Source organism: Porphyromonas sp. COT-108 OH2963 (assembly GCF_000768895.1).
GTDB classification, from domain to species: Bacteria; Bacteroidota; Bacteroidia; order Bacteroidales; family Porphyromonadaceae; genus Porphyromonas_A; species Porphyromonas_A canoris.
In genome coordinates this window covers 316722-331198 of the sequence record NZ_JRAP01000008.1, presented here as the reverse complement: position 1 = coordinate 331198, position 14477 = coordinate 316722, and the positions used below count along the sequence as shown (strand labels likewise).

12 protein-coding genes are annotated in these 14477 nt (G+C 48.4%); 5 read left to right on the top strand and 7 right to left on the bottom strand.

Annotation, left to right across the window (positions count from 1 at the left end; genetic code table 11):
- Positions 1–27: 27 nt before the first annotated feature.
- Both thiH and HQ39_RS05045 read left to right on the top strand, forming a co-directional pair.
- Positions 28–1137 (top strand): 2-iminoacetate synthase ThiH, encoded by a 1110-nt coding sequence (gene thiH, locus HQ39_RS05050; protein ID WP_036864256.1) that lies wholly within the window; start codon positions 28–30, stop codon positions 1135–1137.
- On the top strand, positions 1128–1853 hold the full coding sequence (locus HQ39_RS05045; protein WP_036864253.1) for a HesA/MoeB/ThiF family protein: 726 nt from the start codon (positions 1128–1130) through the stop codon (positions 1851–1853). Before thiH ends, HQ39_RS05045 begins: the two co-directional genes overlap by 10 nt.
- A gap of 289 nt (positions 1854–2142) precedes the next feature.
- On the opposite strand, the gene HQ39_RS05040 is transcribed toward HQ39_RS05045, so the two are convergent.
- The 4 genes from HQ39_RS05040 to miaA are packed head-to-tail and all read right to left on the bottom strand — an operon-like array spanning position 2143 to position 6321.
- Positions 2143–3048, bottom strand: coding sequence for a nucleotidyltransferase (locus HQ39_RS05040; protein ID WP_036791160.1), 906 nt, complete (start codon positions 3046–3048; stop codon positions 2143–2145).
- A gap of 16 nt (positions 3049–3064) precedes the next feature.
- Positions 3065–4546: an arylsulfatase gene (locus tag HQ39_RS05035; RefSeq protein WP_052079456.1), complete on the bottom strand. Its 1482-nt coding sequence runs from the start codon at positions 4544–4546 to the stop codon at positions 3065–3067.
- 36 nt (positions 4547–4582) lie between these two features.
- A complete protein-coding gene (gene kdsA, locus HQ39_RS05030; RefSeq protein WP_036791163.1) occupies positions 4583–5392 on the bottom strand; it encodes a 3-deoxy-8-phosphooctulonate synthase in 810 nt (269 codons plus the stop codon).
- Entirely contained in the window at positions 5389–6321 is a 933-nt protein-coding gene (gene miaA / locus HQ39_RS05025; protein ID WP_036864252.1) for a tRNA (adenosine(37)-N6)-dimethylallyltransferase MiaA, read from the bottom strand. Before miaA ends, kdsA begins: the two co-directional genes overlap by 4 nt.
- Before the next feature lie 775 nt (positions 6322–7096).
- Here miaA and HQ39_RS05020 point away from each other — a divergent pair.
- Genes HQ39_RS05020 through galK form a run of 3 tightly spaced genes read left to right on the top strand, consistent with a single transcriptional unit; the run spans position 7097 to position 10690 of the window.
- Entirely contained in the window at positions 7097–8164 is a 1068-nt protein-coding gene (locus HQ39_RS05020) for an aldose epimerase family protein (RefSeq protein ID WP_036864251.1), read from the top strand.
- A 27-nt stretch (positions 8165–8191) separates the two neighbouring features.
- Positions 8192–9502 carry an MFS transporter gene (locus HQ39_RS05015; protein WP_036791172.1) on the top strand — a complete coding sequence of 437 codons (1311 nt, stop codon included), beginning with the start codon at positions 8192–8194 and terminating at the stop codon, positions 9500–9502.
- Positions 9503–9535: 33 nt separating this feature from the next.
- Positions 9536–10690 (top strand): galactokinase, encoded by a 1155-nt coding sequence (gene galK, locus HQ39_RS05010; RefSeq protein ID WP_036864250.1) that lies wholly within the window; start codon positions 9536–9538, stop codon positions 10688–10690.
- 93 nt (positions 10691–10783) lie between these two features.
- Here the strand turns inward: galK and HQ39_RS05005 are convergent, their stop codons facing one another.
- The 3 genes from HQ39_RS05005 to HQ39_RS04990 form a co-directional block, all read right to left on the bottom strand.
- The gene (locus HQ39_RS05005; protein ID WP_052079455.1) at positions 10784–12100 is read right to left on the bottom strand and encodes a mechanosensitive ion channel family protein; all 1317 of its coding nucleotides are present in this window, start codon (positions 12098–12100) and stop codon (positions 10784–10786) included.
- Positions 12101–12929: 829 nt separating this feature from the next.
- Positions 12930–13445 (bottom strand): isoprenylcysteine carboxyl methyltransferase family protein, encoded by a 516-nt coding sequence (locus HQ39_RS04995; RefSeq protein ID WP_036864246.1) that lies wholly within the window; start codon positions 13443–13445, stop codon positions 12930–12932.
- A 54-nt stretch (positions 13446–13499) separates the two neighbouring features.
- The gene (locus HQ39_RS04990) at positions 13500–14312 is read right to left on the bottom strand and encodes a class I SAM-dependent methyltransferase (RefSeq protein ID WP_036864243.1); all 813 of its coding nucleotides are present in this window, start codon (positions 14310–14312) and stop codon (positions 13500–13502) included.
- Positions 14313–14477 lie beyond the last annotated feature (165 nt).

Here is a 14477-nt window from a genome sequence, read left to right as displayed (position 1 = left end):
ATGTGCCAACCTGAAACAAGAGAGACAATGACCTTTTATGACGAACTGGTCAAACACGACTGGGATACCGAAGAGAACTCCATCTTCAACAAGATAGACCGGGATGTGCGGATAGCTTTATCCAAGGAGCGTTGCACTCTGGAAGATTTCAAAGCCCTTATATCTCCTGCCGCAGAACCATTCTTGAGAGAGATGGCACGGAAGGCAGAAGAGCTTACACTGAGACGTTATGGTCGTACCATCCAGATGTACATTCCGCTTTATGTATCGAACCACTGCTCCAACTCTTGTGTCTATTGCGGTTTCAACTGTCATAACAAGATTCACAGAGTAAAGCTGGAAGTGGATCAGGTGATGGAAGAGATAGAGGTACTGAAAAGGTGGGGCTTCCGACATCTTCTTCTTGTATCGGGAGAGGCTCCTCGTCTGACGGATGCGGACTACTATGAGAAGATCGTAAAAGCCGTGCGTCCTCACTTTGCGCAGATCTCTTTGGAGGTTCAGCCTCTTCTGACGGAAGAGTATGCCCGCTTGGTCGATGTCGGCATCAGCTATGTCTGTGTCTATCAGGAGACCTATAATGAACGCACCTATCCGGACTTTCATCCCCGCGGACAGAAAGCAAACTTCCGCTTCAGGCTGGAGACTCCCGACCGTTGCGGTACCGCGGGAGTGAATAAAATAGGTATAGGTGCTCTGCTCGGACTTCAAAACTGGCGTACCGACTCTTTCTTCACTGCCCTTCATCTGCGTTATCTGGAGCGCACTCACTGGAGGACCAAATACTCCATCTCTCTGCCTCGATTGCGTCCTCATGTCGGATCTTTCATGCCAAAAGATCCTATCAGCGACAGACAGATGGCACAGCTGATATGCGCTTACCGTATCTTCGACCCGGAAGTTGATATATCTCTTTCCACCAGAGAGAGTGCGGAGTTCCGGGACATGGCAATGCGCATAGGCGTTACGACGATGAGTGCAGCCTCGAGTACAGAGCCGGGCGGATATGCTTTCGCTCCTCACAAAGAGCTGGAACAGTTTGTCATAAACGATGGCAGAAGCGTGGAAGAGATAGCGGCGGCAATCAGAGCAAAAGGGTACGAACCTGTGTGGAAAGACTGGGACGAATGGATGTGAACACTTCTCTTCAAACCTCTTTCTCGGAGAGATACCGGAGGCAGACCATGCTCCCTGAGATCGGAGAGGCGGGACAACGCCGGCTCTCTTCCAAGAAAGTATTGGTCGTGGGTGCGGGCGGACTCGCTTCTCCCATCCTTTACTATCTCGTTGCAGCCGGAGTGAGGCAGATCGGGATTGTCGACTTCGATACCGTGAGCCTCTCCAACCTCCAGCGTCAGATCCTTTATCGGGAGGAAGATCTGGGCAGGCCGAAAGCCATTGTGGCGGCGGAGCGTCTGCGCAAGCTCGATTCTGCTTGCTTGCCGGTCGCTTATAACGAACCTTTCTCTGCGGAGAACGCAATGCGCATAGCCGCTGGATATGACCTTTTGATTGATGGCTGCGACAATCTTGCCACTCGCTACCTGATGGATGAGACGGCTGCGGCGCTCTCCATTTCGTATCTGTACGGAGCCGTGTCGGAGTTCACCGGTCAGACTTCGCTGTTTCACCACAACGGCAGTGGCGGGTATCGCGATCTTTTTGCCGACTACGACCCTGCCTCCGACCGTTCTGTCGTGGGAGTGCTTGGGGCAGCTGCCGGCGTGATCGGCTCATTCATGGCTGCCGAGGCGGTCAAAGTTCTGCTCGGACTCCCTTCCGCTCTGTCGGGGAGAATGCTCAGGGTGAATACTTTGACGCTCGACATCGACCTCTTTGACATCGCGCCATAACAGGAAACAGAGAAAACCGCAAAAACAATTCCAAGAAAACACCACAGGAATCTGAGGAAAGCTATACAGCTTTTTTGCTCAGGCTTTATCCCGTTGGTTTCAGAAGTTTTTTCTTTCCGTTTCGGAGAGGTGTATTTTCTTCTTTCAAAGCCGTTTCGGAGAAGAGCAAAAGGGAGGTCGGATGGCGATTCCGGAGATAAAAAACATCAGCCGAGAGAGGATCTCTTTCGGCTGATGTTGCCATGTTTTATGGGATTAACGGTTGGAGCCTGCGCTCTATGTAAGGAGCTTAAGCGAACAACTTCTTGGGGTATTCGCCCTCATCCACAAGCTTTTGAAGCTTTGCCACCACTTCCGGACGGTCTTGTGCATAGGTTACACCGAACCATTTGGAGGTCGTATCGAGTACTTTGCAGGTGGCTTTCCCGTCTCGGATCAGATTGTTTACCACCAAGGGGATATAAAATTCGCCCTTCGGCTTGTTGATGTTTTCACGCAAAAAGTCTACAAAAGCCGTAGTCGAGTGAGCAAAATAGTCCGGAGTGAACCCCCACATGTTCATGGAAACGGGAGTGAGTTCGTCCGTCTCGACCTTCTCGCCATTGTCTCCGGTGAAGCAGATCTTGCCGTCTACTCTGGCAACATCGGTACGCTCCACAACGGTCGTGAGGTAGCCGTCGGCATCCTTTTCGCACACACCGCGGGCCACCGTACCGCTCTCGGAAAGCGTGTTGCCGACCCGATAACCCACCATGCAGTATCTTCCTGTGGTGCCTGCCATGTTGCGAAGCTCTTCGGCAAGGACTTCAAAGCTGTTCCTGCCGTAGAAGTCGTCTGCATTGATCACGGCAAACGGCTCGTCGATAACGCTCTCGCCCATCATCACGGCATGGTTCGTTCCCCACGGTTTCTCTCTTCCTTCCGGAGCTTTGAAGCCTTCCGGCAGGGCGTCTATCGCCTGAAAAACCACCTCCACAGGGATGTGCTTCTCATATTTTGAGACAATGATTTTGCGGAAATCCTCTTCAAAATCTTTTCGGATCACGAAGACGAGCTTCCCGAAACCGGCACGGAGAGCATCGTAGATAGAGTAGTCCATGATGGTTTCTCCGCTTGGACCCACGCCGTCGAGCTGTTTGAGTCCGCCGTATCTGCTGCCCATTCCGGCAGCGAGAACAAATAGTGTTGGCTTCATATCTTATATCTTATGTTTAGTTTGTGGTACTCTTTTGTGCCTGCTGACGCTTGAGAAAGGAGGCTCGACCGAAATCGAACATCTTCGACTCCGTGCGCTCCCTCTCCATGATCTCTTCAAGGCTTTTCGCCACCTTCGGATAGCGGTCGATGAGGTTCTGTTCCTCCCTGATGTCTTTGGCGATGTTGAACAGCTCCAGCTTGGGAGCGCCTGTCGCTATCCGGGTTCGGATCAGCTTCCAATCGCCAAGACGTACCGCCTGTTTGCCTCCGTCTTCATGAAACTCCCAGTAGAGTGTGCGCTTCGATAGCTTCGGCTGCTTTTTCCCCATAAGCAGAGGCAGGATGTTGTGCCCGTCCGTTTTGGCAGGCAGCGTGCGCCCCACCATGGCTGCATAGGTCGGCATCAAATCCCAAAAGGCTATCGGGGTCTCTTCTCTCCTCGATGCCGGGACGAGTCCGGGGCAATAGACCACGAACGGAACGCGTATGCCTCCTTCGTAAAGGTCTCTCTTCACACCGCGCAATGGACCATAGCTTTTGAAGTAATCCGGATCCGCTCCGCCTTCTCTGTGCGGACCATTATCGCTGGTTACTATAATGATGGTTCTTTCTGCCATTCCAAGCTCCTCCACTTTCCGCACCACTTCTCCGACGTACGCGTCCAGCTGCGCAACCATTGCGGCAAAAGAGGTGTACGGACGCTCCGATGCGGGATAACCGCCCCTGTAAACGAACGGCTTCTCCTCCGGAAACTTCCCGATGTATGAATGGTAGATGGAGTCGTGAGGCAGATTAAGCTCTGCATGCGGAAGCGTATAGGTAAGCATTGCATAGAACGGTTTATCTTGATGATGCTCTATAAACTGCAATGCCCGGCGGTGGATCTCATGACCCGAAAAGGTCTTCCTTCCGTCGTTTTCATTCTCCGGGTAGAACACTTTTCTGTCATTATCCCAAAGGTAAACGGGGAAATAACGGTGAGACATCCGCTGACAGTTGTAACCGAAAAACTCATCGAAGCCCATCTTGTCGGGTGTCGCTTCCGAGCCGGGATAGCCTAATCCCCACTTCCCGAATATTCCGGTTGCATAGCCTGCACTCTTGAAGAGCTTGCCGAGGGTGTAAGTGGTGCTGTCTCCCACCGGTTCCTGTCCTTCGGGAGCTATCTCTCTGTTGCCCCTCACGTGGGTATGTCCGGTATGCAAGCCGGTGAGCAGACTTGCCCGCGATGGTGCACTGACCGATGTTCCGGCATAAGCCTGCATGAAAGCCGTTCCTCTCTCTGCGAGTCGATCTATTTCGGGTGTCCGAAATTTCTGTTGCCCGTAGAAGCTGAGATCGCCATAGCCCAAGTCATCGGCCATGATATAGATCACATTGAACAGCTTCCCATCTTTTGTTCTTAGAGGATGTTGCCCTTTCTGCATAGCGACAGCCGGAGCCACCAGACCTGTAAGCAGAGCGCTTGCAGTAAGGATAGAGGCTTTCTGTTTCATATCTCTTTCGGGGTCTAAATCTTTTGTTCTAATCTTTTACTGTCGAGCCACTGCTTCACGTATGCGAACACACAAGGCAAGCAGCTCTTCTATCTTGGACAAAGGTAGCATATTAGCCCCATCCGACAAAGCCTTTGAGGGGTCGGGATGAGTCTCTATAAAGAGTCCGTCCGCACCCACTGCGATGGCGGCGCGAGCGATGGTCCCGATAAGATGCGGTAAGCCTCCCGTCACGCCCGAAGAGGAGTTGGGCTGTTGCAGAGAGTGGGTTACATCCATCACCACAGGGTGTCCCGTCTCCTGCATTATGGGGATGCTTCGGAAGTCTACCACCAAGTCTCCATATCCGTGCGTTGTTCCTCTGTCTGTCAGTATCACGTTAGGGTTTCCGCTTTCGGTGATCTTGTCTGCGGAGAAGCGCATACCGGAGGGAGACATGAACTGTCCTTTCTTCACGTTCACCACCTTTCCGGTCTTGGCGGCAGCCACCAAAAGGTCTGTCTGTCTGCACAGAAACGCCGGGATCTGAAGCACATCCACATATGCCGCAGCCATTTCCGCCTCGAAAGTCTCGTGAATATCCGTCACGGTAGGCAGGTCGAATGTCTTGCCTGCTTCGTGCAGAATCTTCAACGCTTTCTCGTCTCCTATTCCGGTAAAAGAGTCCAGCCGAGAGCGGTTTGCTTTTCTGTAAGAGCCTTTGAGTACGAGCGGAATCTGTAGTCTTTCTGTTATCTCCTTCAGCTTTTCTGCCGTGTGCATCACCGTATCCCTGTCTTCTATGGCGCAAGGACCGGCAAGCAGGAAGAAGTTTTTGCTTGAAGTGAGTCTTTCCAATAGGGTCATATCTCGTTTTGTTTTTGTTTTATTCTGTCCAATATCTTTTGTGCCGTCTCTGCCGGAGTGGCTTCGGGCGTTACCCATTCCACGGCAAGCCCTCTCTTCGGCATGCCTCTAAGCCATGTCATCTGCCTTTTGGCAAACTGATGTATGGCTATTCCCAGCTGAGAAACAGCCTCTTCACGGCTTAGCTTGCCCCTTAGATAGAGAGTGATGTATCTGTATTCGAGACCATACTGCAACAGCATCTCTTCCGGCACGCCGGCACGTAAAAGCGCTTCGATCTCCTCTATCATCCCCTCTTGCAGACGGGCATGAAGCCGTTCGGTGATCCTCTTTCGTCTCAGCTCTCTGCTGATCTCTATTGCAAACAGGTCGTAGCTGAGCGGCTCTCCTTTGTGCGGAAGTGTGCCGGAGTGAGAGTGTTTGGCTATCTCCAGTGCCCGGATCACACGCTTTCGTGAAGAGGTATCCGTGCTGTTGTGAAGAGTGGTGTGTGCTTTCAGCTGCTCTATCAGCTCTTCGAGGCTAAAGGCTTCGAGACTTTTTCTAAACAGAGGATCTTCCGGTACATCTGCCATTTCGTAAGCGTTCAGAACAGATTCGATGTAAAGACCGCTCCCGCCGCAAAGAATCTTCGGAGTCTCTTTAGGTAGCGCATTCATCACTTCGGCAAAGTCCTTTTTATACCTGAAGATATTGTACTCCTCGCCCGGCTCGCAAATGTCGATGAGATAATAGGGGATATTGGTCCCGTTGATGATGTAGTCTGCCAGGTCTTTTCCTGTTCCTATATCCATTCCTCTGTAAACCTGTCGGGAGTCTCCACTCAGGATGACACCTCCCATAAGCAGTGCGAGATGGGCTGCCACGGCTGTCTTTCCGCTTGCTGTGGGTCCCATGATCACCACCAAATCTTTCTGCGCCTTGTTCATAGAACAAAGATAGCGTTAATGATAGATATTAAGAACTGCTTCAGAAAAACTCCCGAACGGCATAAAAAGTTCCTTTGAAGCGATTAACTTTTTCAAACCAAGCCCCGATTTGCAGGCAACAAGGCTTGAAGCCTGCCGGTCAAGGCGTGATTTCTGCCGGTCAAGCCTTGAAATGGGGAAGCGAAGCGGTTTAGAGAAAGATTTGATAAGGGATAAAAGTTTTTATGAACGGGTTTGAAAAAGATTCTCCAAAGGTTTGGGCGAAAAGCACTAAAGGTTTGGGCGAAAAGCACTAAAGGTTTCGGGAAAAAGCACTAAAGGTTTTGGAGAAAAGCACTAAAGGTTTTGGAGAAAAGCACTAAAGGTTTTGGAGAAAAGCACTAAAGGTTTTGGAGNGAGAAAAGCACTAAAGGTTTTGGAGAAAAGCACTAAAGGTTTTGGAGAAAAGCACTAAAGGTTTTGGAGAAAAGCACTAAAGGTTTCGGGGAAAAGCACTAAAGGTTTTAGAGAAAAGCACTAAAGGTTTCGGGGAAAAGCACTAAAGGATAAGCCCCGGCAGATAAACATCGCTGTTACGTGGGATGTTCTTATCGAAGAGATGCTCTCTTCAATGAGTAATATTTCAGTCCGAATACAGGCAAAAACAGAAATTCTTTGAATAATATTCGGGAGTAAGTGGAAATAAATTATTCCCGTCTCTCTGTTTAGAACTTTTACAGCAAGAATATCAACAAAAAATAGTACTTTTGAATGAGTATAAATATTACATACAGATATGAGCAATATTCATATTCCACAAAGGAACTTATTTAAGACCTCTCATGAGGGGAAAGAGGTGGATCTTTATCACCTATCCAACGGAAAAGGCGTAGAGGCCTACATTACCAATTTTGGCGCAAAAGTAGTTTCACTGATCGTTCCGGACAAGGACGGCAACCGTGTGGATGTCGTTTTGGGACACGACTCTCTACAAGAGTTCATAGACTCCGAAGAGCAGTATTTCGGTGGTATCTGCGGCAGATATGCCAATCGTATCAACAACGGATCGTTCACCATAGACGGCAAGACCTTTTCGCTACCGCTCAACCAGACTTCCAGCTCGCTTCATGGCGGTATTCAGGGGTTCAACGCCAAGGTTTGGAGCGTGAAGAATGCCACGCCGGACACTCTTGTACTTGAGTATGTCTCTGCCGATGGAGAGGAAGGCTATCCGGGCGAACTCACTACAACGCTCACCTATAAGATGACCGGCGAAGGAGCTTTGCACATGACTTATGAGGCAACAACCACGGCACCTACTGTACTGAACCTCACAAACCACTCCTACTTCAACCTTTCCGGTGCGGGCGATGCTTCCATCCATGATCACGTCCTCACCATTCAGGGCAAGCACTACCTGCCTACGGATCAGACGGCAATCCCTTACGGCAATCCGGAATCGGTGATCGGTACTCCGTTCGACTTCTCTACACCGCATACCATAGGCGAGAGAATAGATACACCGATAGACCAGCTCATCTGGGCGAGAGGCTATGACCACTGCTACGTAATAGATAAACCGGAAGGAGAGTACGGGCTCTGCTGCCGCTGTTCATCGCCCAAAACCGGTATCGTATTGGAGGTAATCTCTTCCGAACCGGCTATGCAGGTGTACACCGGAAACTGGATGACCGGAAATATCAGAGGGAAGTTCGATCAGCGTTATCCTGCTCGTTCGGCGGTCTGTTTCGAGACACAACACTATCCGGACTCTCCAAACCGTCCGGAGTATCCTTCTACTCTTCTTCGTCCGGGCGAGATGTTTCACTCGGAGAGCGAGTTCCGTTTTTCTGTCGAGAGATAATAACTAAAAACAATAATAGAAATCGGTATGACTACAAATCAAAAGCAAAGCTACACCGTACCATTTATAATAATGGTGGTGCTCATGTCGCTTGTCGGACTCATCACGAGTCTTAACCAGCAACTTCAGAAACCAATGGAAGCGGCGTTCCTGATCAAAGGGGGCGAGTACACCAATACTTTTACCACTCTGTTGGTTTTCTCTTTCTTCCTTGCCTATCTTGTGATGGGTACTGTGAGTGGCAGATTCATCGAGAAGAACGGCTACAAGAAGACACTTATACTGGGTCTCTCCATCCTTGTGGCGGCTTTCGGTCTTTATGAGATCTCTGCTTATGTGTTCGATAAATTCGACATCGTTAACTTCCAAGCCACTCTGGACGAAGCAAGAAGTACGGAAAACTTCAAGTACACAGGGCCTATCGAACTGCCGATGGCTTATTACATCTTCTTGCTTGCAGCGTTCGTGGCAGGGACTGCACTTACTTTCCTTCAAGCCGTAATCAATCCGTACATTGTGGCGTGCGACGTTAAGGGAACATCCGGAGTACAACGCCAGACCATCGCCGGCGTGGGTAACTCCACAATGACCACCATCGGTCCTCTTTTTGTTACCGCTGTGATTTTTGCCAATCAGGATGTCCTCAACATCAACATCACTTCTCTCTATATCCCCATCCTTGTTCTGATGCTTATGGTAGTGGCTATCATCGCTGTGTTGCCACGCCTTAACCTCCCTACTATTGCAAGTACGGAGAAGAAAGCAGGCGAGGTTCTTACAGAGAGTGTATGGAGTTTCCGCCACTTGACATTGGGTGTTATCGCCATCTTTGCATACGTAGGAGTGGAAGTGGCAGCAGGTTCAAACATCAATCTCTACGCTACCGACCTCGGCTTTGACCTTAAAACCGCAGGTAAGATGGCTTCTCTCTACTGGTTCGGTATGCTTGTGGGTCGTCTGCTTGGCAGCTTCCTCAGCAAGGTGAAAGCCAATACTCAGCTCATGGTAACCTCCATAGGTGCCACGCTGTTCATCCTCGCTACGATGATGACCAAGAACCCTTGGTTGCTTGTAGGTGCCGGTCTTTTCCACTCAATCATGTGGCCTGCCATCTTCTCCTTGGCTGTCGAAGGTCTCGGACGCTATACCTCTAAAGGTTCGGGTGCTCTCATGATGGGGGTAGTAGGTGGAGCGGTATTGCCGTTCGTACAAGGCGTGTTGGCAGATAAGATTGGCGGCTGGGACTGGACATGGCTCCTCGTGATAGCCGGTGAGATCTATCTTCTCTACTATGCACTTGTAGGCTATAAGGTACTTAAACGCGACAAGGGTGCGTAACCCTTTTACAATATAAATAAACAATATGAAGCTATGGAATTAGATTTCGTAAGAAGTAGATTCATCAAGCACTTCGATGGATCTACAGGGGAAGTGTTCGCTTCTCCGGGACGTATAAATTTGATAGGAGAACATACAGACTATAACGGGGGCTTTGTATTCCCCGGTGCTATAGATAAAGGCATGATGGCTGAAATAAAGCCAAACGGTACAGATAAAGTGCGCGCCTACTCGATAGACCTTAAAGACTATATCGAGTTCGGGCTCGGTCCGGATGATGCTCCACGTACATCTTGGGCGAAATATATCTATGGTGTCTGCCGTGAACTCATCGAACGCGGTGTGGAAGTAAAGGGATTCAATACCGCTTTTGCGGGTGATGTTCCTCTCGGAGCAGGTATGTCTTCTTCCGCTGCCCTTGAAAGCACTTACGCTTATGCGCTCAACGAAATGTTCGGAGGCGGTAAGATAGATAAGTTTGAGCTTGCAAAGATCGGACAAGCTACCGAACACAAGTATGTGGGAGTGAAGTGCGGCATCATGGATCAGTTTGCCAGCGTATTCGGTAAGAAGGATCACTTGATCCGTTTGGACTGCAAGACGCTTGAACATAAATATTTCCCATTCCATCCGCAAGGTTATAAATTGGTGCTTTTAGACTCTGTCGTGAAGCACGAACTCGCTTCTTCTGCCTACAACAAGCGTAGAGAGTCTTGCGAAAACGTGGTGAAAGCGATACAGAAACGCCATCCGGAGGTGGAGTTTCTACGTGATGCCTCCATGGCGATGCTCGAAGAGGTGAAGAGCGAAGTATCTTCAGAAGATTACATGCGTGCGGAATACGTCATCGAAGAAGTACAACGAGTACTTGATGTTTGTGATGCTCTCGAACGTGACGACTACGAAACCGTAGGACAAAAGATGTATGAGACACACGAGGGAATGAGCAAACTCTACGAGGTGAGCTGCGAAGAGCTGGACTACTTGAACGATATAGCAAAAGAGTGTGGCGTTACCGGCTCTCGTGTTATGGGCGGTGGCTTCGGTGGCTGTACCATCAACCTTGTGAAGGAAGAGCTTTACGAACTCTTTATCGAAAACGCCAAGAAGATGTTCAAAGAGAGATTCGGCTACGAACCTAAGGTGTACAACGTTGTCATCAGCGATGGTTCTCGCAAGATAGACTAAGAGCAACTTACTTCATTTATAAAGAAAGAATCATCTTGGAAAAGCAGTAGCTTACCAAGATGATTCCTTTTTTATGCCCTTTTACAAGAGTTCTTACTTCCCCTTCTTACTGATATTCTCAACGTAGGTACGCAGTTCCGCAGGGTCGGGGATCTGTACACCGTCGAGGCTATTGATGTTTTGGAAGAGATCCAGATCGAAATACTTTACCACGGCAAAGACATGATCGAAGACATCACTGACAATACTTTCGTACTCTACCCATACTACCGTATTCGTAAAGAAGTAAAGCTGTAGAGGCAGACCACGATCTTCCGGATCTCTCTGGCGCACCATCAGCGTGTGATTTTGGTTTATCTTATCATTGTGTTTGAGATACTCCACAATATATCTTCTGAACAGACCAACGTTTGTCAGGCGACGCATACTTAGCGGATCGTTCTCGCTCACCTGTGCATTCTGCTCACGAATTTCATCCGTAACCTTAGAGATATACTCTCCAAGCGCAGCAGTGTTTTGAAGACGGGAGATCAGTTCGTCATCCGCATACCTTATCGTCTTCATATCCACATATACACTTCTCATACATCTACGTGCTCCGGTGTCTTGCATAGCACGCCAATTGATCACCGGATCCGCTACCAACGCATAAGGCGGAATGGTGTACATCGTATTGTCGAAGCCTTTGATCTTCACCGTTGCCAACGAGATCTCCACCACGTCTCCATCTACATTGTGTTTGGGGGATGTGATCCAGTCGCCCACGCGAATCATATCATTGCTCGATAGCTGTATGCTTGCCACAAAGCCCATAAGCGTATCTTTGAAGACCAGAAGCAGTACGGCAGAGAGGGCAGCCAAGCTTCCGAAGACCGTCTTCATGTCTATGTTGAAGATAAGAGAGACGATGTAGAGGACACCGATACAGTACACGATGATCTTAAAAACCTGGAACAGGTTCACGAACGGCGTATTGCGGTACTTCTCCGAAGAGAGCATTCCGCTCCTTATAGCATCGAGTGCGATGTGGAAAATCTGGATGATGAGTATCGCTATGTATATGCTACAAACTATTTCGAGCAGATTTCTGAACATATTGTCCTCCATCGGGAAGGGGAGCGACAGCAGATTGGAGAAGATCGAGACCGAGCAGATGCGTGTGATCTTCGAGAGAAGTTTACGGCTTTCTACCCTCAGGTCTTCCAAAGCAGAGAGTCTGTCCAGTATTTTGGGAAGGAGTCGGACAAAGACTATACGCAGAAGCAGCTCCACCAAAACGGTAAAGAGGAGTATGACACCGATGATCAGCAGAGGACGCAGAATGCTTCCCGTCCCTCCATCTGCCGTATCTGTGGGGATGATATTGAGCTTGGAGATAATCTCGTTCAGGAACAAACGTATTTCATTCATGGATGTTTGGATTTAGTTTCAGTGAAACAAAGATAACACCCCTACCTCTATTGAGCAAACGGAAAGAGTATCGTTTTTACTCCGAACTATTCACTTTTCCCGGCGTGCACTTTTATATAAAAATGGAGTGCGGAGAAGCTCTCCCAAAATCGAATCTCGTGCTCCTGTTTTTAGGGAATAAAATAGATAAATGAACTTAATTCTCTAATATCTAATCAGATACAGAAAATCGCGAATTTGGAAAAAATTTTTTCTCAGTCCGTTTCATGGGGCTTTTTCGCGTTAATAGCTGTAAATTTTAACACCTGTCTCTGTAAACGTTTCTTAATAAAGAAATTTGCCTTTTCAGGCACATTTTGGGGTAGAAATACGTAGATTGTTGATTCTTAGTGTTTTAATGTTTTTGGCTAAACACGTTAATCGAATCCGGTAAACGTGTTCAATGAAATCGGTAAACGTGTTTACTGAAAAATTAAACACGTTAAGCCGAAAGAATATGCTCGTTTACTGTTTTTGCTTAACAGGTATCGGAATTTGTGTTAATAAAACAGCCCGAATTTAACAGTTCGGTCGTGTTCTGAAAACGACCCCTCCGATCAAAATAGAGAGCCGAAAAAAAAGTGAGCATTTTTCGGGATGGAATATATAAAAATGAGGTGCCCGGAAACCTCTTAAAAGAGGATTTCAGGACACCTTCAAGAGTCAAGAAAAATCTCTGATTTCGGCGGAAAGAAACTTTCAAAACTTCCGACCGACAAGACGACTTACAAAAAAGCGAACCGGGAACAGCTCCGACGGTTCGGTTTTTCGTTCCGAATCCATCTGCAAGCTATGCACACCACAGCCCTTTCATGGCTCTCTCCTCTTGTCTGATGCGGACAACAAGGAGACAGAAGTAGAGCGGAAAGCCTATCGCAAGCGTCATCCAGGCGTTGCAGAGCAGTGCTACTCCGACCAGTTCGGGCATGATGTTCAGGAAATAGTTGGGATGGCGCACCGTTCTGAAGAGGAAACTCTTTTCGATACGCTGATTGGGAACGATATAGAGCTTTACCGTCCAAATATCTTTGAGCTTGTAGATGACATAGAAGAGCATGCCGTAAGCAAATGCCATAACGGCTACACCGGCTATCGAAATGGTGTTGAACTCCACTCCGGTAGTGTATGCCTCATATAGTGCAGAGAAATAGTAGGCGATGTGAGCCAGTGTGAGCAGGAGGGAGTTGAGCTTTCCGTGCTGCACTCCTCCTTTTTTCAGCAGGAGCTTTTCGTTACGGATGGAGAAAGATAGAGAGGCAAGTCGTAGTGCAAAAAAGATGATAAATGTAATGATGATGTACTGCATCTGTTCTGTTTTTATGTTGTGTTATAAGATTGTTACCGGATAGGATATTGTTTATCAGCCGATCCGGAGATTGACAATGCGTTGATTGAAACGGCGGAAAAAGTATGGGATCTTGTAGAGCATTCGGAAGATAAACGGAATCCTGCCGTTGTCATGTTGGCTCATATAGTACTCTTTTTCGAGCTTAATCTTAGGATGCCATGTTTCCATCTCTTTTGTTGCGAGCAGAGACCAGTTGAACTCCACATTTTTTCCGAAGTTGCGGAGTGTGTCGTGCCGTTTGGAGTTGCCGACCAATGAGAATGCAAGCATATCGAACAGGACGGTCGCATTGCTGAAACGTTTGCAGATCTCATCGAAAAAGCCTCGAACCTCTTCGGGAGTAAAGTACATCAGAACGCCTTCCAGGATGATAAGAACCGGTTTGCCGTGAGAGTTCACCTTGTCTGCCCAATCGTAGTGAAACATGGAAGAGGCGATGTAGGTGTTTCTCTCGCTTTCGGATAGCAGCTGACGTCTCAGATTGATGGCTTCTTCTAGATCCAGATCGTACCAGTGTGTTATCGCCGGACAGCCCAACCGTTCATATCTGGCATCTATACCTGCTCCCAGCTGCACCACAACGGCATCCGGATGTTTGGCAAAGAACTCCTTCGCCTCTCTGTCTATGAGGCTTGCTCTGATGCAACAGCCTGCTTGGGAAAACTTCCCTTTGCTGAACTTCGAGAAGTCGTACTCTATTTTCTGAATGATCTCCACTGCCTTTTCGTCATAGAGCAGTGCATCCGCCCGTTTTGCCTCTTCCGCCTTAGCCCACAGCGTTATCAGCATGGTTTCCGGAACATCTGTAAGTCTGTTTTGTATCATATTATTTTGTCATTAAAGTTATTCTAATCCTCTCGGAAACAAGAGATAAAAGGAGGCGTTTTCTTCACAAAACACTCAACGTGCATACATAAACGACAAGAAAACGACCTGTAATAAGTGTGGAGAGCCTACAATAGATCTCCATTTTAACAGCGCAAAGGTATT

What these genes read in the sequence shown, in the direction of transcription:
- thiH (WP_036864256.1), top strand. Translation starts at nt 28, where the DNA reads ATGACCTTTTATGACGAACTGGTCAAACACGACTGGGATACCGAAGAG.
- HQ39_RS05045 (WP_036864253.1), top strand. Translation starts at nt 1,128, where the DNA reads ATGGATGTGAACACTTCTCTTCAAACCTCTTTCTCGGAGAGATACCGG.
- HQ39_RS05040 (WP_036791160.1), bottom strand. Translation starts at nt 3,048, where the DNA reads ATGAAGCCAACACTATTTGTTCTCGCTGCCGGAATGGGCAGCAGATAC.
- HQ39_RS05035 (WP_052079456.1), bottom strand. Translation starts at nt 4,546, where the DNA reads ATGAAACAGAAAGCCTCTATCCTTACTGCAAGCGCTCTGCTTACAGGT.
- kdsA (WP_036791163.1), bottom strand. Translation starts at nt 5,392, where the DNA reads ATGACCCTATTGGAAAGACTCACTTCAAGCAAAAACTTCTTCCTGCTT.
- miaA (WP_036864252.1), bottom strand. Translation starts at nt 6,321, where the DNA reads ATGAACAAGGCGCAGAAAGATTTGGTGGTGATCATGGGACCCACAGCA.
- HQ39_RS05020 (WP_036864251.1), top strand. Translation starts at nt 7,097, where the DNA reads ATGAGCAATATTCATATTCCACAAAGGAACTTATTTAAGACCTCTCAT.
- HQ39_RS05015 (WP_036791172.1), top strand. Translation starts at nt 8,192, where the DNA reads ATGACTACAAATCAAAAGCAAAGCTACACCGTACCATTTATAATAATG.
- galK (WP_036864250.1), top strand. Translation starts at nt 9,536, where the DNA reads ATGGAATTAGATTTCGTAAGAAGTAGATTCATCAAGCACTTCGATGGA.
- HQ39_RS05005 (WP_052079455.1), bottom strand. Translation starts at nt 12,100, where the DNA reads ATGAATGAAATACGTTTGTTCCTGAACGAGATTATCTCCAAGCTCAAT.
- HQ39_RS04995 (WP_036864246.1), bottom strand. Translation starts at nt 13,445, where the DNA reads ATGCAGTACATCATCATTACATTTATCATCTTTTTTGCACTACGACTT.
- HQ39_RS04990 (WP_036864243.1), bottom strand. Translation starts at nt 14,312, where the DNA reads ATGATACAAAACAGACTTACAGATGTTCCGGAAACCATGCTGATAACG.